At 62.9% G+C, this 17398-nt stretch carries 14 protein-coding genes; all 14 read left to right on the top strand.

Features of this window, described 5'->3' with window-relative positions:
* The first annotated feature begins 41 nt into the window (after positions 1-41).
* The 14 genes from AT395_RS21090 (at position 42) to nudB (ending at position 17395) form a co-directional block, all read left to right on the top strand.
* Positions 42-4037: a DUF3683 domain-containing protein gene (locus AT395_RS21090; RefSeq protein ID WP_048628711.1), complete on the top strand. Its 3996-nt coding sequence runs from the start codon at positions 42-44 to the stop codon at positions 4035-4037.
* A 52-nt stretch (positions 4038-4089) separates the two neighbouring features.
* On the top strand, positions 4090-5778 hold the full coding sequence (locus tag AT395_RS21085) for a Na+/H+ antiporter (RefSeq protein WP_042114594.1): 1689 nt from the start codon (positions 4090-4092) through the stop codon (positions 5776-5778).
* A 65-nt stretch (positions 5779-5843) separates the two neighbouring features.
* The gene (locus tag AT395_RS21080) at positions 5844-6281 is read left to right on the top strand and encodes an HIT family protein (RefSeq protein ID WP_042114595.1); all 438 of its coding nucleotides are present in this window, start codon (positions 5844-5846) and stop codon (positions 6279-6281) included.
* Positions 6282-6360: 79 nt separating this feature from the next.
* Entirely contained in the window at positions 6361-6774 is a 414-nt protein-coding gene (locus AT395_RS21075) for a gamma-butyrobetaine hydroxylase family protein (protein ID WP_042114596.1), read from the top strand.
* A gap of 58 nt (positions 6775-6832) precedes the next feature.
* Positions 6833-7567, top strand: coding sequence for a bifunctional demethylmenaquinone methyltransferase/2-methoxy-6-polyprenyl-1,4-benzoquinol methylase UbiE (gene ubiE, locus AT395_RS21070; RefSeq protein WP_042114597.1), 735 nt, complete (start codon positions 6833-6835; stop codon positions 7565-7567).
* Between the two features lie 220 nt (positions 7568-7787).
* A complete protein-coding gene (locus AT395_RS21065) occupies positions 7788-8765 on the top strand; it encodes a Tim44 domain-containing protein (RefSeq protein WP_048628712.1) in 978 nt (325 codons plus the stop codon).
* A 146-nt stretch (positions 8766-8911) separates the two neighbouring features.
* Positions 8912-9547, top strand: coding sequence for a ubiquinone biosynthesis accessory factor UbiJ (locus AT395_RS21060; protein ID WP_048628795.1), 636 nt, complete (start codon positions 8912-8914; stop codon positions 9545-9547).
* A 3-nt stretch (positions 9548-9550) separates the two neighbouring features.
* Positions 9551-11110 (top strand): ubiquinone biosynthesis regulatory protein kinase UbiB, encoded by a 1560-nt coding sequence (gene ubiB / locus AT395_RS21055; RefSeq protein WP_042114600.1) that lies wholly within the window; start codon positions 9551-9553, stop codon positions 11108-11110.
* 22 nt (positions 11111-11132) lie between these two features.
* Positions 11133-11804: a methyltransferase domain-containing protein gene (locus AT395_RS21050; protein WP_048628713.1), complete on the top strand. Its 672-nt coding sequence runs from the start codon at positions 11133-11135 to the stop codon at positions 11802-11804.
* A gap of 375 nt (positions 11805-12179) precedes the next feature.
* The gene (locus AT395_RS21045; RefSeq protein ID WP_042114602.1) at positions 12180-13625 is read left to right on the top strand and encodes a high affinity choline transporter 1; all 1446 of its coding nucleotides are present in this window, start codon (positions 12180-12182) and stop codon (positions 13623-13625) included.
* A gap of 160 nt (positions 13626-13785) precedes the next feature.
* A complete protein-coding gene (locus AT395_RS21040) occupies positions 13786-14121 on the top strand; it encodes an FmdB family zinc ribbon protein (protein ID WP_058375247.1) in 336 nt (111 codons plus the stop codon).
* 127 nt (positions 14122-14248) lie between these two features.
* A complete protein-coding gene (locus AT395_RS21035; protein WP_039408262.1) occupies positions 14249-14893 on the top strand; it encodes a DUF502 domain-containing protein in 645 nt (214 codons plus the stop codon).
* Between the two features lie 47 nt (positions 14894-14940).
* Positions 14941-16743 (top strand): aspartate--tRNA ligase, encoded by a 1803-nt coding sequence (gene aspS, locus AT395_RS21030; protein WP_048628715.1) that lies wholly within the window; start codon positions 14941-14943, stop codon positions 16741-16743.
* 187 nt (positions 16744-16930) lie between these two features.
* Entirely contained in the window at positions 16931-17395 is a 465-nt protein-coding gene (gene nudB, locus AT395_RS21025) for a dihydroneopterin triphosphate diphosphatase (protein ID WP_048628716.1), read from the top strand.
* Positions 17396-17398 lie beyond the last annotated feature (3 nt).

Raw genomic sequence — 17398 nt, 5'->3', positions numbered from 1 at the left:
GCCGACGGCGGACGCACCGCCGCACTGACGAGCCCGACAAGATGAACGCACCCTTGCCTGCCTTCGAGCCGCACGACGCAAAGCATGCCGTAGCCGCAACCCCCCCGCGACTGCGCGAGATTCCCTACAACTACACGTCGTTTTCGGATCGCGAAATCGTCATGCGCCTGCTGGGCGCCGACGCCTGGGCCATCCTCGATGAACTTCGCGCCGAGCGCCGCACCGGCCGCTCGGCCCGCATGCTGTATGAAGTGCTCGGCGATATCTGGGTGGTTCGCCGCAATCCCTATCTGCAAGACGACCTGCTCGACAATCCGAAACGTCGCAAGCTGCTGATCGATGCGCTCGATCACCGTCTGAACGAGATCGACAAGCGCCGTCGTGCCGATGTGGCCGAACACGCTGACGCGACGGGCCGCGAACGTGCCGCCCGCGTGGAGCAGTTGGAGGTGGCCGCACGCCGCGCTGTGGCGGACTTTGCTGCGGAGTTCGGCAAGATGGCCGATCTGCGCCGCCGCGCGAAGAAGGTGCTCGGTCGCACGACCGCCCACGACAACATCAAGTTCGACGGCCTGTCGCGTGTCTCGCATGTGACGGATGCGACCGATTGGCGCGTGGAGTACCCGTTCGTTGTTCTCACGCCGGATACCGAAGCCGAAATGGCGGCGCTGGTGAAGGGCTGTTTCGAATTGGAGCTGACGGTGATCCCGCGCGGAGGCGGCACCGGCTATACGGGCGGCGCGATTCCGCTTACGCCGTTTTCGGCCGTGATCAATACGGAAAAGCTCGAGCAGCTCGACGAAGTTGAGTATTCGGCGTTGCCGGGTGTCGACAAGCCGGTGCCGACGATTTTCTCGGGCGCAGGCGTGGTGACCCGCCGTGTCGCCGAAGCCGCCGAACGCGCCGGGCTGGTGTTCGCGGTCGACCCGACCTCGATCGATGCGTCGTGCATTGGCGGCAACGTGGCCATGAACGCCGGGGGCAAGAAGGCCGTGCTGTGGGGGACCGCGCTCGATAACCTCGCGTGGTGGCGCATGGTCGACCCGCAAGGTAACTGGCTTGAAGTTACCCGCCACGATCACAATCTCGGCAAGATTCACGACATTCCGGTCGCCCGCTTCGAACTGAAATGGTTCGACGGCAATCACGCGCCCGGCGCGGTGCTGCTCAAGACGGAAATGCTGGAGATCGAGGGTAAGCGCTTCCGCAAGGAAGGCCTCGGCAAGGACGTTACGGACAAGTTCCTTGCTGGTCTGCCAGGCATTCAGAAGGAAGGCTGCGACGGTCTGATTACGAGCGCACGCTGGATTTTGCACAAGATGCCCGCGCACACGCGTACGGTCTGTCTGGAATTCTTCGGTCAGGCGAAGGAAGCGATTCCGAGCATCGTCGAAATCAAGGACTACATGTTCGCGCAGACGGCTGCGGGCGGCGCGATTCTGGCTGGCCTGGAGCATCTGGACGAACGCTATCTGCGCGCCGTGGGTTACGCCACCAAGTCGAAACGCAATGCGTTCCCGAAGATGGTGCTGATCGGCGATATCGTGGGCGACGACGACAACGCCGTTGCACAGGCGACCTCGGAAGTCATTCGCATGGCCAACGGCAAGAGCGGCGAAGGCTTTGTCGCGGTGTCGGCCGAAGCGCGCAAGAAGTTCTGGCTCGACCGGTCGCGCACTGCCGCCATCGCCCGCCACACCAATGCCTTCAAGATCAATGAAGACGTGGTGATTCCGCTGCCGCGCATGGGCGAATACACGGACCACATCGAACGCATCAATATTGAGCTGTCGCTCAAGAACAAGCTGCAACTGGTCGACGCACTCGAAACGTTCTTCGAAGCCGGCAATCTGCCGCTGGGCAAGACCGACGACGCGAACGAGATTCCGTCGGCGGAACTGCTCGAGGATCGTGTGCAGACGGCGCTCACGCTGCTGCGCGACGTGCGCGCTCGCTGGGTATTCCTGCGCGATAACTTCGAACTGCCGCTGGCCGAGGCGATTCCGCTGCTCAATCGTCACGGCATTCGCGACATGAATGTGGCGCTGAACGAGCGCATGAACAAGCAGCCGGAAACGCGCCTGATCGATCTGTTGCAGGACCGCACGGTGCGCGTGTCGTGGAAGCAGGAGATTCGCGCGGAACTGCGCCAGATTTTTATGGGCGGCGAGTTCAAGCCGATCCTCGACGAAGCGCAGGCGATTCACAAGCGCGTGCTGCACGGGCGCGTGTTCGTTGCGCTCCATATGCATGCCGGAGACGGCAACGTGCACACGAATATCCCGGTGAACTCGGATAACTACGAGATGCTCCAGGATGCGCACAAGGCCGTGGCCCGCATCATGAACATCGCGCGTTCGCTCGATGGCGTGATCTCGGGCGAGCACGGTATCGGCATCACCAAGCTGGAGTTCCTGACGGAAGCCGAGATCGGCGAATTCCGCGCGTACAAGCAACGCGTGGACCCGGAAGGCCGCTTCAACAAGGGCAAGCTGCTCGACATGCCCGAGTTGCCCGCCGATCTGCGCAATGCCTATACGCCCAGCTTCGGGCTGATGGGCTACGAGTCGCTCATCATGCAGCAGTCGGACATCGGTGCGATTGCCGATAGCGTGAAGGATTGCCTGCGCTGCGGCAAGTGCAAGCCGGTGTGCGCCACGCATGTGCCGCGCGCCAACCTGCTGTACAGCCCGCGCAACAAGATTCTCGCAACCTCGCTGCTCATCGAGGCGTTTCTCTATGAAGAGCAAACGCGCCGCGGTGTGTCGATCAAGCATTGGGACGAGTTCAACGATGTGGCCGATCACTGCACGGTCTGCCACAAGTGCGTGACGCCGTGCCCGGTGAAGATCGACTTCGGCGACGTGACGATGAACATGCGCAACCTGCTGCGCAAGATGGGCAAGAAGAAGTTCAACCCGGGCGCGGCCGCCGGCATGTTCTTCCTGAACGCCACTAACCCGGAGACGATCAACATTACGCGCAAGGTCATGATCGACTGGGGTTACAAGGCGCAGCGCTTCGGCGCGGACATCTTCAAGAAGATCGCGAAGAAGCAGACGGCACGCCCGCCAGCGACAGTGGGCAAACCGCCGCTGCGCGAGGAAGTGATTCACTTCGTCAACAAGAAGATGCCGGGCAACCTGCCGAAAAAGACGGCGCGCGCACTGCTCGATATCGAAGACAACAAGGTCGTGCCGATCATTCGCAATCCGAAGGCCACCACGGTGGACTCGGAAGCGGTGTTCTACTTCCCGGGCTGCGGCTCGGAGCGTTTGTTCTCGCAGGTCGGGCTGGCCACGCAAGCCATGCTCTGGCATGTGGGCGTGCAGACGGTGCTGCCGCCGGGCTATCTGTGCTGCGGTTATCCGCAGCGCGGCTCGGGGCAGGGCGAAAAGGCGGAAAAGATCGTGACGGACAACCGCGTGTTGTTCCATCGCATGGCGAACACGCTGAATTACCTCGACATCAAGACCGTGGTGGTGTCGTGCGGCACTTGCTACGACCAGCTCGCGGGCTATGAATTCGAGAAGATCTTCCCGGGCTGCCGCATTGTCGACATTCACGAATACCTGCTCGAGAAGAACGTGAAGCTCGAAGGCGTGAACGGCACGCGCTACATGTATCACGACCCGTGCCACACGCCGATCAAGACGATGGATCCGGTCAAGCTCGTGAACCAGTTGATGGGCAGCGAGAACGACGGCTACAAGATCGAGAAGAACGACCGGTGCTGCGGCGAGTCGGGTACGCTGGCGGTCACGCGCCCCGATATCTCGACGCAGATCCGCTTCCGGAAGGAAGAGGAAATGCGCAAGGGCGCCGCGAAGCTGCGTGCAGATGGCAAGGTCGACGATGTCAAGATCCTCACGAGCTGCCCGTCGTGCCTGCAAGGTCTGTCGCGCTACAACGAAGACGCCAATGTCACGGCGGACTATATCGTCGTCGAGATCGCCAAGCATGTGCTGGGCGACGAGTGGCTGGTGGACTACGTCAAGGATGCGAACAACGGCGGCATCGAACGCGTGCTGGTCTGATGCACCTCTCAGGGACGCGGCCGATGCCTGACCGACGGACCACGGAGGTGGCATGGAGGTAGTCTACACAGCACTCATTTTGCTGTTCGTGGTGGCGCTGACCGGCGTGCTGGTCAGCTTCATCCGGTTTCTGCCGGTACCGCTCGTGCAGATCGCCGTGGGCGCCGCGCTCGCTTATCCGGGCGCGGGGCTGCACATCGATCTCGACCCCGAGATCTTCTTCCTGCTGTTCATCCCGCCGCTGCTCTTCGCCGACGGCTGGCGCATGCCCAAACGCGAGTTCTGGCACCTGCGTGTGCCGATCATCGCCATGGCGCTCGGGCTCGTGATCTTCACCGTGCTTGGGGTGGGCTATTTCATCCACTGGATGATTCCGTCGATTCCGCTTGCCGTGGCGTTCGCGCTTGGCGGTGTGCTTTCGCCGACCGACGCCGTGGCCGTCTCCGCGCTCACCGGACGCATGCGCATGCCCACGCGGCTCATGCATGTGCTGGAGGGCGAGGCGATGATGAACGACGCGTCGGGCCTGGTCGTCTTCAAGTTCGCGCTCGTTGCGGCCACCACGGGACTGTTTTCCATCGGTAGCGCGACCTTCTCGTTTTTCGTCATCGCGCTGGGCGGATTGCTCGCGGGCTGGGCCGTCACGTGGCTCTTTACACAATTCCACCGCCGGGTGATGCACGCGACTTCGGAAGAGCCCGCGACCGTCGTGCTGCTCCTGCTGCTCATGCCGTTCGCCGCCTATCTGCTTGCCGAACATTTCGGTTTCTCGGGCATTTTGGCGGCAGTGGCCGCCGGCATGACCGTCAGCTCGACCGATCTGCTCAATTCCCGCACCGCCACGCGTATTCTCGGCAACGGCGTGTGGTCGATGCTCGAATTCGTGTTCAACGGTGCGGTGTTCGTGCTTCTCGGCCTGCAACTGCCGGATATCGTGCGCGCCGCACTGCGTCCGAGCGAGCATCTGTGGGGAACGCTCCTGAATCTCGGCGAACTGATGGCCTACGTCGGCGCGATTTCGGCGGTACTCATCGTGCTGCGCTTTTGCTGGGTCTGGGTGGCGTGGCGGGTGATGTACTTCCTCGGCATGCGGCGCGGTGAGATCACGATGAAACCCGGCATACGCTTCACCGGCGTGACAGCGCTCTCGGGCGTGCGCGGCGCGGTTACGCTGGCCGGTGCGCTCTCGGTGCCGCTGGCATTGCCGGGCGGCGCGCCGTTTCCCGGGCGCGATCTGCTTATCTTTCTGGCCGCTGGGGTGATCCTGCTGTCGCTCATCGGTGGCAGCCTCGGTTTGCCGGTGCTGTTGCGCGGCGTGCGCTGGCCGGCCGAAGACGCGCGCAATCGCGAAATGGGCGAGGCGCGATTGGCTGCGTCGGAGGCGGCGATCCGCGCCGTCGAGTCGCTACAGAAGGTGATTGCCAAGTCCGGCGACGAACTCGATACCGCCGTGTGCGCCGAAGCGGCCGCGCGAGTGATGGGACGCTATCGCCGTACGCTCAACGCGGCAACGGCCACGGACGAAATGCGCGAGCGGGCGATCCGCGAGGTCGAAGTCGAGCGACGGCTGCGGGCGGCTGCGCTACAGGCCGAGCGCGTGGAGCTGTCGCGCTTGCGCATTACCCATCGCATCAACGACGAAACGTTGCGCGAGTTGCTCAGCGAAATTGATTTCGCCGAACTCGCGCTCGGGCCGGTAGATCCGGCCACGGGCAAACGAAAGAAGAGCAGGAAGCACTGACGCGCGCCGTTCCCGGAGAACGCACCGGGGTTGGCGCACGGCAGGCAAATCAAGGGAGAACGATCATGGAATGTCCGTTTTGCACGGGCGATGGCGGCGAAGTCGTGTGGCGCGACGCGGTGCTGCGCGTGGTGCTCGCGAACGAAAGCGGCTATCCGGGCTTCACAAGGGTGATCTGGCATGCGCATGTGGCGGAAATGAGCGATTTGCCCGAAGCCGCGCGCGAGCATGTGATGCGTGCGGTGTTCGGTGTCGAGGCGGCGCTGCGCACGGTCATGTCGCCCGACAAGGTCAATGTGGCCAGTCTGGGCAATATGGTGCCGCATGTGCATTGGCATGTGATTCCGCGCTATCGCGACGACATCCATTTTCCCGGCTCGGTCTGGAGCGCACCGCAGCGCGAGGTGCCGCAGGCGCGGCTGGCCGAACGCGCGGCCTGGATGCCCGCGTTGCGCCAGGCTATCGTGGCAGAATTGGATCGTGTTCCGGCGTGGCCGGCATGACCGTTCAGACCTGAGCAGCTATACTGCCGGCCGATGTGTCGCATGTCGGCACACCGACCGATTCTTCTGGAGCAAGACCATGGCTGGGCTGGAGAAAGACACGCCGATTCCCGTTTCCCTGACGCTGCATCGCGCATCAAAGGTGCTGGAACTTGGTTACGAAGACGGCAAACATTACCGCCTGCCGTTCGAATTCCTGCGCGTACTCTCGCCGTCTGCGGAAGTGCGCGGTCACGGGCCGGGGCAGGAAACGCTGCAAACCGGCAAGCGTGACGTCACGCTGAACGGCCTTGAGCCGATCGGCAATTACGCGGTGCGCCCGGTCTTTTCGGACGGTCACGACACCGGTATCTATTCCTGGGATTACCTCTACGAGCTGTGCGTGCGTCAGGACGCCCTGTGGCAGGAGTACCTGGACAAGCTTGCGGCGGCGGGGGTCGATCGCGACACGCCGATGCCGTCGCCCGCTGCCGGCGGCTGCCACCACCATTGAGGCCCCGGCTGGGCGCACGACCGAGTGTGCGCCCGCTTACATGATTTGGGAGATTGCAATGGGCCAACAGACCCACTTCGGTTATAAAACCGTCGACGAGAAGGAAAAGGCCGGCAAGGTTGCCGAGGTGTTCCATTCGGTCGCGAGCAAGTACGACATCATGAACGATCTGATGTCGGGCGGCCTGCATCGGATCTGGAAAGCCTTCACCATCGGGCGCGCTGCCGTGCGCCCTGGCTTCAAGGTGCTCGACATTGCCGGTGGCACCGGCGACCTCTCGAAGGCGTTTGCCCGTGCAGCCGGCCCGACCGGCGAAGTCTGGCTGACCGATATCAACGAATCGATGCTGCGTGTGGGTCGCGATCGTCTGCTCGATGCGGGTATCGTCACCCCGTCCCTGCTGTGCGATGCCGAAAAGCTGCCGTTCCCGTCGAACTATTTCGACGTGGTGACCGTGGCGTTCGGCCTGCGCAACATGACTCACAAGGATGCTGCCCTCGCGGAAATGCGCCGTGTCATCAAGCCGGGCGGCAAGGTGATGGTGCTGGAGTTCTCGAAAGTCTGGCAGCCGCTGGAGAAGGCATACGACGCGTATTCGTTCAAGGTGCTGCCGTGGCTCGGCTCGCGCATTGCGGGCGACGCAGAGAGCTACCGCTATCTCGCCGAGTCGATTCGTATGCATCCGGACCAGGAAACGCTCAAGACGATGATGGAAGAGGTCGGTCTGGAGCGAGTGGAATATCACAACCTGACCGCAGGCGTGGTCGCGCTGCATATCGGCCGCAAGTTCTGACGCGTTGGAAAACTAAGCACTCACTTACCTGATTTGGCGCAGCGCCCCGGTTTGCGGAAATATTTCGCGCCGGGGCGCTTCTCTAAGTACAAGCTAATTCTGCTATGGCAGAATCGGCCGTCGCCTCATCCGGTTTCAATACGTAAAAAAGTGCTGAACCATTCGAGTCGACGTATGTCAGTAGACAGCAACCTATAAACTCCACGGAGAGACCAGAACGATGTTCCAGTTCCTGAAAAACAAGCTGTTGTTGGGCGTAGTGGCCGGCGTATTGGCGGTCGGCATGACGATCGCGGACGCCGATGCCAAGCGCGTTGGCGGCGGCCGGAGCATCGGCAAGCAGTCCAATACCGTGACGCAACGCCAGCAAACGCCGCAACAACCGACGCAGGCTGCGCCGGGCGCTGCACCGCAGCAAGCCGCGCCGGCGGCCGCGGGTGCGGGGGCGGCAGGGGCCGCCGCTGCCAAGCCGGCCAATCGCTGGCTCGGCCCGATCGCCGGTCTGGCCGCAGGCCTCGGTATCGCCGCACTGCTGTCGCACTTCGGTATGGGCGGTGCCTTCGCGAGCATGATGGCCAACGTCATCATCATTGCGCTGATCGCATTCGCTGCGATGTGGCTGATCCGCCGCTTCCGCGGCAATAAGTCGCAGTCGCAGACGCCGGCCTATGCCGGCGCGGGCAACGATGCGTCGAACCCTTCTCTGCGCCAGTCGTGGGATAGCCAGCAGCAACCGTCGTCGCAACCGGCCACGCCGGCCCAGCCGTCGCTGTCGGCCGTGCCGGCAGCCGCTGCGGGTGCCGCCGCCACTGCCGAGCCGTTCGGTGTGCCTGCCGGCTTCGACGCTGAAGGCTTCCTGCGCAGTGCGAAGGTGTACTTCAACCGTCTGCAAGCCGCATGGGATAAGGGCGATCAAGCCGATATCAACGAGTTCACCACGCCGCAGATGTTCGCGGAAATCAAGATGGATCTCGAAGAGCGCGGTAAGTCGACCAACCGTACGGACGTTGTGCAGCTCGACGCCGAACTGCTCGGTATCGAGCAAACGGCGACCGAGTACATGGCAAGCGTTCGCTTCTCTGGCCTGATCCGCGAAGCCGAAGGCGCCCCGGCAGAGCCGTTCAACGAAGTGTGGAATCTGACCAAACCGGTCGCCGGCAGCGGTGGTTGGGTTCTCGCGGGAATTCAGCAGATCTAAGCCTCACGACGTTTTTGCCGTAACCTGCCTTACAATGAGAGCCCGCGTTTGAAGCGCGGGCTCTTTTGTTTTTGCCGTCCGCAATGTATCGCCGGGCGGCGTCTTTCGGTGCGACCGGTGTTCAGCGCCGGCCGGCCGCCAAGCTCATGACCGTAGCCGCCAAAGCCTTTGCCGCCACCGTGAACCATCTGCTTGCCCGCGAACCGTGGGCACGCGAGCGTTTGCGCCATCATATCGGTGCGTCTGCCCGGCTTGCGATGTCAGCCATCGATCTGCGCCTGCGCGTAGGCGAGGACGGTTATCTCGCCGCCGCCGAATCGGACCTGCCTTGCGACGTCAGCATTTCGGTGCCGCCGGCGGCCCTTGCCGACTTTGCGGGCGGCGGGCAGGCAGCCGTCATGCGTCACGTCAAGATTGAAGGCGACGCCGAGTTTGCCAATACCGTGTCGTTTCTTGCCCAGCACCTGCGCTGGGAGGCCGCCGAAGACCTGAGCAAGGTGATCGGCGACGCGGCTGCCCATCGGGTGACGCAGACAGGGAAGGCAGTAGTGGCCAGCGCGCGCCGCACAGGCGACACGCTGGCACGATCGCTCGCCGATTTCCTCGTGGAAGAGAACCCGCTGCTCGTGGCACGTCCGCGCCTCGATGCGATGCGTACCGAAATCAGTACATTGCGCGATGACCTCGCGCGTCTGGAGAAACGCATCGAAAAGCTCGAACGCCGGAAGGGCCTGCGCGACGACGCGCCGGGCCCGGCATCCCGCACGCAGGGAGGCCGCTGAGCGATGCGTCTTCTGCGCCTGATCAAGATCTTTTTCGTCTGCTATCGATATGGCCTCGACGAACTGGTGCTCTCGAGCATCCCCCATCCTCTCGCGCGTGCTTTGCTGCGCGTGCTCTCGTTCGGACGCAGTGGGCTGAAAGCCCCGCGGGGCGAACGTCTGCGCCTCGCCCTCGAATCGCTGGGCCCGATCTTCGTGAAGTTCGGGCAGGTGCTCTCGACTCGCCGAGACCTGATGCCGCCGGACATTGCTCAGGAACTGGCGCGTTTGCAGGACCAGGTGCCGCCGTTTGATCCCGAGGTGGCGCGCGCGGCCATCGAGCGCTCGCTGGGGCACCCGCTGGAAGACGTGTTCGTGGAATTCGAGCGCACGCCGGTGGCGAGTGCGTCGATTGCCCAGGTGCACTTCGCACGTATTCGCGACGGCGAACATGCAGGCAAGCAGGTCGCGGTCAAGGTGCTGCGCCCGAACATGCTGGGCGTCATCGACAGCGATCTGGCGCTCATGCGCGATCTGGCGGGCTGGGTGGAACGCCTGTGGCCCGACGGCAAGCGCCTAAAGCCGCGCGAGGTGGTCGCCGAATTCGACAAGTATTTGCACGACGAACTCGACCTGATGCGCGAAGCCGCCAATGCGGCGCAGCTTCGTCGCAACTTCATCGACTCCGGCATGTTGATGGTGCCCGAGATCTACTGGGAGTTCAGCTCCAGCTTCGTCCTCGTGATGGAGCGCATGCATGGGGTGCCGATCAGCCAGATCGACGTGCTGCGTGAGGCAGGCGTCGACCTGAAGAAGCTCGCCCGCGAAGGTGTGGAGATCTTCTTCACGCAATTCCTGCGCGACGGCTTTTTCCACGCCGATATGCACCCGGGCAACATTCTCGTCAGCCTTGACCCCGCAACGTTCGGCCGTTACATCGCGCTGGATTGCGGCATCGTCGGTGCGTTGTCCGAATTCGACAAGAACTATCTGGCGCAGAACTTCCTCGCCTTCTTCCGTCGCGATTACCACCGGGTGGCGTCGCTGCATCTGGAGTCGGGCTGGGTGCCGCCGGATACGCGCGTCGAAGAACTGGAAGGCGCCATTCGAGCGGTTTGCGAGCCGTACTTCGACCGGCCGCTCAAGGAAATTTCGCTGGGGTTGGTGCTCATGCGCCTGTTCCAGACATCGCGCCGCTTCAATGTCGAGATTCAGCCGCAATTGGTGTTGCTGCAAAAGACGCTGCTCAATATCGAAGGGCTCGGGCGTCAGCTCGATCCGGATCTGGATTTGTGGAAGACGGCCAAGCCGTTCCTTGAGCGATGGATGGCTGAACAGATTGGTCCGCGCGGCTGGCTCGAACGTCTGAAGGCCGAGGTGCCGCAGTGGAGCAAGACGATGCCGCAATTGCCGCGTCTCATCCATCAGGCGCTGGCCGCCCATGCTCGTCCGCAGGACGACACGCTGCTGCTCGCGCTGCTGCAAGAGCAACGCCGTACCAATCGGTTGCTGACCGGAGCATTCTGTCTGGTGGGTGGGATCGCGATCGGGGTGTTGACGGCGTTCATCTGGCTTTATCGCTGATTCTCGAATACAGGAGCCGGCAGTGATCGTCGCTCGGAAGCTTTATGTACCTGCCGCGCCTCGCGGCGATGATCGCCCGGAGCCCGGCGGTGCGGCGGCGCCCTCGTTTGCGCATCGTGATTCGTCTCGCGCCGAATTCTGGGACGAGCGCTTTGCGAGCGCCTTCATGCCATGGGACGCCGCCGGTGTGCCTCAGGCGCTACGTGATTTCGTGGCGTCCGAGGGCGCGCCGCGTGCCACCCTGATTCCGGGCTGCGGCGCCGCATATGAAGCGGCCTGGCTCGATGCGCAAGGCTGGCCGGTGCGTGCCATCGACTTCTCGCCGGTGGCCGTTGCCTCGGCGCAGGCCCAGCTGGGCTCGCGCGCGTCGCTCGTCGAACAGGCCGATTTCTTCACATTCACGCCACCTTTTGCGCTCGACGTGGTCTACGAGCGGGCGTTTCTTTGCGCCTTGCCCCGAACGCTCTGGCAGGACTATGCGCGCCGCATGGCTCAATTGCTGCCGCAAGGGGCGCGCCTGGCCGGATTCTTCTTTCTCAGGGACACGCCGAAGGGGCCGCCATTCGGCATCGCGCCAGACGCACTCGATGCATTGCTGGCCAAGGACTTCGTCTGCGAGACGAATCGCCTGCTCGACGACTCGGTGCCGGTCTTCGCCGGGGCCGAGCATTGGATGGTCTGGCGCCGTCGCTGATTCTCGATCTGCCGTTAAGGCTGGCCGACCGCAGTAAAGGGCGGGTGCCAATTGCCGGTAAGTCATCTCAGACGTTAGGCATTTCCCGATATTTGCCACGATCCACCAGAGGAATTGTGATTTTTCCCCCGGGCGTCTCTCACGCCGCTATAATCGGCCGAAAATTTTTTCGCCAGGTGGCAAAAACGGGCGCCCCCGAGCGCTGAATCGCATCAGCCCCGTCATGCACGACCTGATTTTCTGTTGCCCGGAAGGCTGCGGCCCACGGCTCGGTATCGTTAGCTCGCGCGGCGGCTTCATGCGGCCGGATCACGCCTGCGGCTAAGCGCCACCCTGCCATGAACCGTTGCCCTGGGGCTTGGCTGGGGCCGCGTTATGCTGATCTGGTTTGTCATTCTGTATTGGGTCATTTCGGTGGCCATCGGGCTGTTGGCCGCCCTCAAGGTCCGCAATACCAAGGATTTCACTGTCGCCGGCCGCCGTCTGCCCTACGGCATGGTCGTGGCTGTCGTGTTCGCCACCTGGTTCGGCTCGGAAGCGGTGCTTGGCATTCCGGCCACCTTCATCGGCGAAGGGCTGCGCGGTGTGGTTGCCGATCCGTTCGGCTCGTCGATGTGTCTGGTGCTCGTGGGCATGTTCTTTGCCCGCAAGCTGTATCGCATGAATCTCATGACGATCGGCGATTTCTACAAGCTCAAGTACAACCGCACGGTCGAAGTAGTGACGAGTATCGCCATTGTGATCTCGTACCTCGGCTGGGTCGGCGCACAGATCAAAGCGCTGGGCCTCGTATTCCACACGGTGTCGGGTGGCGCGATGTCGGAACCGACGGGCATGATCGTCGGCGCGATTTCGGTACTGGCCTACACGCTGCTGGGCGGCATGATCTCGGTGGCCGTGACCGACTTTATCCAGATGATCATCATCGTCGTGGGTCTGGTGTACATCGCCGTGGTCGTCTCGGGCATGGTGCCCGGCGGGGCGAGCGCCGTGATCGCGCACGCGTCGGAGGCCGGCAAGTTCGTTTTCCTGCCGGAGATGAATCCGGCTGACGTTTTAGCGTTCATAGCGGCCGGGGTCACCATGATGTTCGGGTCGATTCCGCAGCAGGACGTGTTCCAGCGCGTGATGTCGTCCAAATCGGAGAACATTGCGGTCTCGGGCTCCGTGACCGGCGGCGTGCTGTACTTCGTCTTCACGTTCATCCCGATCTTCCTTGCCTACTCCGCGCTGCTGATCGCCCCGTCGATGGTGCAGAAGTACATCGGTACCGATCCGCAACAGATCTTGCCGCAGTTGGTGCTGACCAGCGTGCCGATCGTCGCACAGGTGATGTTCTTCGGCGCGCTCCTCTCGGCAATCAAGAGCTGCGCCTCGGCCACGCTGCTGGCCCCGTCGGTGACGTTCGCCGAGAACATCATTCGCCCGATGCTCAGCGGGCAGATCGACGACAAGCACCTGCTCCGCCTCATGCGAATCGTCGTGCTGTGCTTCACGGCGCTGGTTCTGGTGTACGCGCTGAACTCGAAGGCGTCGATCTTCCAGATGGTCGAGAGCGCCTACAAGGTCACGCTCGTGTGCTGCTTCGTGCCGCTCGCCTTCGGGCTGTACTGGAAGCGGTCGAGTTCGCTGGGGGGCACGCTTGCCGTGTTCTGCGGGCTGATCGTCTGGATTGGCTGCGAGGCCCTGGCGCCCGAAGCGCTGGTGCCGCCGCAACTGGCCGGTCTGCTGGCGTCGATTTCCGGCATGGTGGTCGGCTCGCTGCTGCAACCGGCGTCGGAACGCGGCCAGCCGCCGGAACAGCGGGTTTCGACGATCTGACGGCGCCCAACGACAGGAAGCGCGCCCGCCATGCAAAACGCGGGCACGTCCTGTCTTGATCTTGCGCGGCCGCAGCCCCATATATCTCCGACAAATCCCGAAAGCCTTGTGAAGCGGTTATAATTCAAGGCTTTGCGCGCCTTTTTCCGTCGGAAGAATCATGCCTATCTACGCCTATCGTTGCGAAACATGCGGTTTCGCCAAGGATGTGCTGCAAAAAATGAGCGATGAACCGCTCTCCCAATGCCCGGAATGCGGCAAGGACTCGTTTCGCAAGCAGGTCACTGCTGCCGGGTTCCAGCTCAAGGGATCGGGGTGGTATGTAACTGATTTCCGTGGCGGTTCGGGCGGCGCCAGTGCGCCGGCGGCCGGTGCAGCAGGTGCGGCCGCGACCCCCGCACCGGCAGCGTCTGGCGAGAGCTCGTCGGCATCGTCCGGCGGTGAGTCGTCGGGCGCCCCGGCGGCAAGCTGTGGCGGTGGTTGCGCCTGCCACTGAACGAAACAAGACAGCGCACGTCAAGCCTGGCGGCCTGGCGTGCGATAGTACCAATCGGCACCCGGCGCCTGGCGCCTTGGTGCCCCGCTGACACCCCCCGTAGCCGCCAATATTCGCGAGTCCTGCCATGAGCGTTAAGAAACCCGCGCTGAAGACGATTTTCCTCACCGGCCTGCTGGTGTTGGTGCCGCTCGCCATCACGCTGTGGGTACTGGGCCTGATCATCGGCACGATGGATCAGACCTTGCTGCTGCTGCCGGACGAATGGCAGCCGTCGCGCCTCATCGGCATGCGTGTGCCGGGCTTCGGTGTGGTGGTCACGCTGGCGTTCGTTTTCGTCGTCGGCCTTCTGGCGCATAATTTCATCGGCCAGAAGCTGGTCGGTTGGTGGGAAGCCGTTCTGACGCGCATTCCCATCGTTGGACCGTTGTACGGCAGCGTCAAACAGGTGTCCGATACGTTGCTCTCGAGCAGCGGTAACGCGTTTCGCAAGGCGTTGCTTGTGCGTTATCCGCACGCGGACTCCTGGACCATCGCCTTCCTGACCGGCGCGCCGGGTGGCGATGTGGTCAATCACTTGCAGGGCGAGTATGTGAGCGTTTATGTCCCGACGACGCCCAACCCGACGTCAGGCTTCTTCCTGATGATGCGGGCGAGCGACGTCGTTGAACTCGACATGTCGGTCGACGCGGCCCTCAAGTACATCGTATCGATGGGCGTGGTGGCGCCCGCCCACAACCCGCGCCAGCAACGTCCCGGCCCGCTCCTTTGAGCCACCGGGAATCGCCGGCGCCATTTTTTGAAAATCGGAACAGCAAAATGTCCATGCGTACCTCCTACTGCGGTCTGGTGACCGAGCAACAACTGGGCCAAACGGTCAAGCTTTGTGGCTGGGTCAATCGCCGCCGTGATCACGGCGGGGTCATCTTCATCGACCTGCGCGATCGCGAGGGTCTGGTGCAGGTCGTGTGCGATCCGGACCGCGCGGAGATGTTCAAGGCCGCCGAAGGCCTGCGCAATGAGTTCTGCGTGCAGATCACGGGCCTTGTGCGCAGCCGTCCGGCCGGCACCGAGAACGCCAACCTGACGAGCGGCAAGATCGAAGTGCTGTGCCACGAGCTCGAAGTGCTCAACCCGTCGGTGACGCCCCCGTTCCAGCTTGACGACGAAAACCTGTCGGAAACCACGCGCCTCACGCATCGCGTGCTGGATCTGCGCCGTCCGCAGATGCAATACAACCTGCGCCTGCGTTACAAGGTGGCGATGGAAGTGCGCAAGTATCTGGACGCGCAAGGTTTCATCGACATCGAAACCCCGATGCTCACGAAGAGCACCCCGGAAGGCGCGCGCGACTATCTGGTGCCTTCGCGTGTGAACGCCGGCATGTTCTTCGCGCTGCCGCAGTCGCCGCAGCTCTTCAAGCAGTTGCTGATGGTGGCTGGCTTCGACCGTTATTACCAGATCACCAAGTGTTTCCGCGACGAAGACCTGCGCGCCGACCGTCAGCCGGAATTCACGCAGATCGATTGCGAAACCTCGTTCCTCTCGGAGCAGGAAATCCGCGATCTGTTCGAGAACATGATCCGCCACGTTTTCAAGGAAGCGATCAACGTGGATCTGGACGCCAAGGTGCCGGTCATGGAGTACTCGGAAGCGATGCGTCGCTTCGGCTCCGACAAGCCCGACCTGCGCGTGAAGCTCGAGTTCACCGAGCTGACCGACGTGATGGGCGACGTGGACTTCAAGGTGTTCTCGGTGCCTGCCACGACCGAAGGCGGTCGCGTGGTCGCGCTGCGCGTACCGGGCGGCGCAGAGATCTCGCGTAGCGAAATCGATGCTTACACGGAGTTCGTGAAGATCTACGGTGCGAAGGGGCTGGCCTGGATCAAGGTCAACGAAGTGGCCAAGGGCCGCGACGGTCTGCAAAGCCCGATTGTCAAGAACCTGCACGACGCTGCCATTGCCTCGATTCTCGAGCGTACCGGCGCGCAAGACGGCGACATCATCTTCTTCGGTGCCGACAAGGCAAAGGTCGTCAACGACGGTATCGGCGCGCTGCGTCTGAAAATCGGTCACTCGGAATTCGGCAAGAGCCATGGCCTGTTCGAAGCGGGCTGGCGTCCGCTGTGGGTCGTGGACTTCCCGATGTTCGAGTACGATGAAGACGACGCCCGCTGGGTCGCTTGCCATCACCCGTTCACAAGCCCGAAGGACGAGCACATCGACTATCTCGAGACCGACCCGGGCAAGTGCCTGGCGAAGGCCTACGACATGGTGCTCAACGGCTGGGAAATCGGTGGCGGTTCGGTGCGTATCTTCCAGGAAGATGTGCAGAGCAAGGTGTTCCGCGCGCTCAAGCTGGGTGAGGAAGAAGCCCGTGCGAAGTTCGGCTTCCTGCTCGACGCGCTGCAATACGGCGCCCCGCCGCACGGTGGTATCGCGTTCGGCCTCGATCGCATCATCACGATGATGGCCGGTGCCGATTCGATTCGCGACGTGATCGCGTTCCCGAAGACGCAACGTGCACAGGACTTGCTCACGCAGGCGCCGTCGCCGGTGGATGAGCGTCAACTGCGCGAACTGCACATTCGTTTGCGTCAGCCGGAAGCCCCGAAGGCCTGACGGCACCGGCAAATGCCGGCACGCTGATTCGAACCCCCTCGGCCGAAAGGCGAGGGGGTTTTTGTTTGATACGCGGGGTTGCAACAACGAGACGGCGCCATTGCCCATTACAATGGGGCGCTCAAGCCGGTTTGCCCTCACAGGTGTTCCGTTGTTCACGAGTCGATTTCACGCTACTGCCGCCTGCATGAAACCCTTCAAGATTCCCGAATCCGTGCTCGTCGTGATCTATACGCCGGCGCTCGACGTTCTGCTTATCGAGCGTGCCGATGCCGAGAATTTCTGGCAGTCGGTCACCGGCAGCAAGGATCGGCTCGACGAGCCGCTGGTCGAGACAGCCGTGCGCGAAGTTTTCGAGGAGACCGGCATTCGCGTGGCGGACGGTACGGCCGTGCCCACGACCGCCCTGACCGACTGGCAGCACGAGATTCAATACAACATCTACCCGCGATGGGCGCATCGCTACGCGCCGGGTGTCACACGCAACACGGAGCACTGGTTCGGCCTGTGCGTGCCGGAGAACACGGCCGTAACGTTAGCGCCGCGCGAACATGTCGCCTACGCCTGGCTGCCGTGGGAAGCGGCTGCCGCGCGCTGTTTTTCCCCCTCGAACGGCGATGCCATCCGGCAGTTGCCGTTGCGCGTGCGCTAGCCG

It is taken from the genome of Pandoraea apista, from assembly GCF_001465595.2.
GTDB lineage: Bacteria > Pseudomonadota > Gammaproteobacteria > Burkholderiales > Burkholderiaceae > Pandoraea > Pandoraea apista.
This window is presented reverse-complemented; position numbering and strand designations above follow the sequence as displayed.

Bases quoted from the DNA above. Each gene is read 5' to 3' on its own strand.
- AT395_RS21090 (WP_048628711.1), top strand. From the start codon at position 42: ATGAACGCACCCTTGCCTGCCTTCGAGCCGCACGACGCAAAGCATGCC.
- AT395_RS21085 (WP_042114594.1), top strand. From the start codon at position 4,090: ATGGAGGTAGTCTACACAGCACTCATTTTGCTGTTCGTGGTGGCGCTG.
- AT395_RS21080 (WP_042114595.1), top strand. From the start codon at position 5,844: ATGGAATGTCCGTTTTGCACGGGCGATGGCGGCGAAGTCGTGTGGCGC.
- AT395_RS21075 (WP_042114596.1), top strand. From the start codon at position 6,361: ATGGCTGGGCTGGAGAAAGACACGCCGATTCCCGTTTCCCTGACGCTG.
- ubiE (WP_042114597.1), top strand. From the start codon at position 6,833: ATGGGCCAACAGACCCACTTCGGTTATAAAACCGTCGACGAGAAGGAA.
- AT395_RS21065 (WP_048628712.1), top strand. From the start codon at position 7,788: ATGTTCCAGTTCCTGAAAAACAAGCTGTTGTTGGGCGTAGTGGCCGGC.
- AT395_RS21060 (WP_048628795.1), top strand. From the start codon at position 8,912: ATGACCGTAGCCGCCAAAGCCTTTGCCGCCACCGTGAACCATCTGCTT.
- ubiB (WP_042114600.1), top strand. From the start codon at position 9,551: ATGCGTCTTCTGCGCCTGATCAAGATCTTTTTCGTCTGCTATCGATAT.
- AT395_RS21045 (WP_042114602.1), top strand. From the start codon at position 12,180: ATGCTGATCTGGTTTGTCATTCTGTATTGGGTCATTTCGGTGGCCATC.
- AT395_RS21040 (WP_058375247.1), top strand. From the start codon at position 13,786: ATGCCTATCTACGCCTATCGTTGCGAAACATGCGGTTTCGCCAAGGAT.
- AT395_RS21035 (WP_039408262.1), top strand. From the start codon at position 14,249: ATGAGCGTTAAGAAACCCGCGCTGAAGACGATTTTCCTCACCGGCCTG.
- aspS (WP_048628715.1), top strand. From the start codon at position 14,941: ATGTCCATGCGTACCTCCTACTGCGGTCTGGTGACCGAGCAACAACTG.
- nudB (WP_048628716.1), top strand. From the start codon at position 16,931: ATGAAACCCTTCAAGATTCCCGAATCCGTGCTCGTCGTGATCTATACG.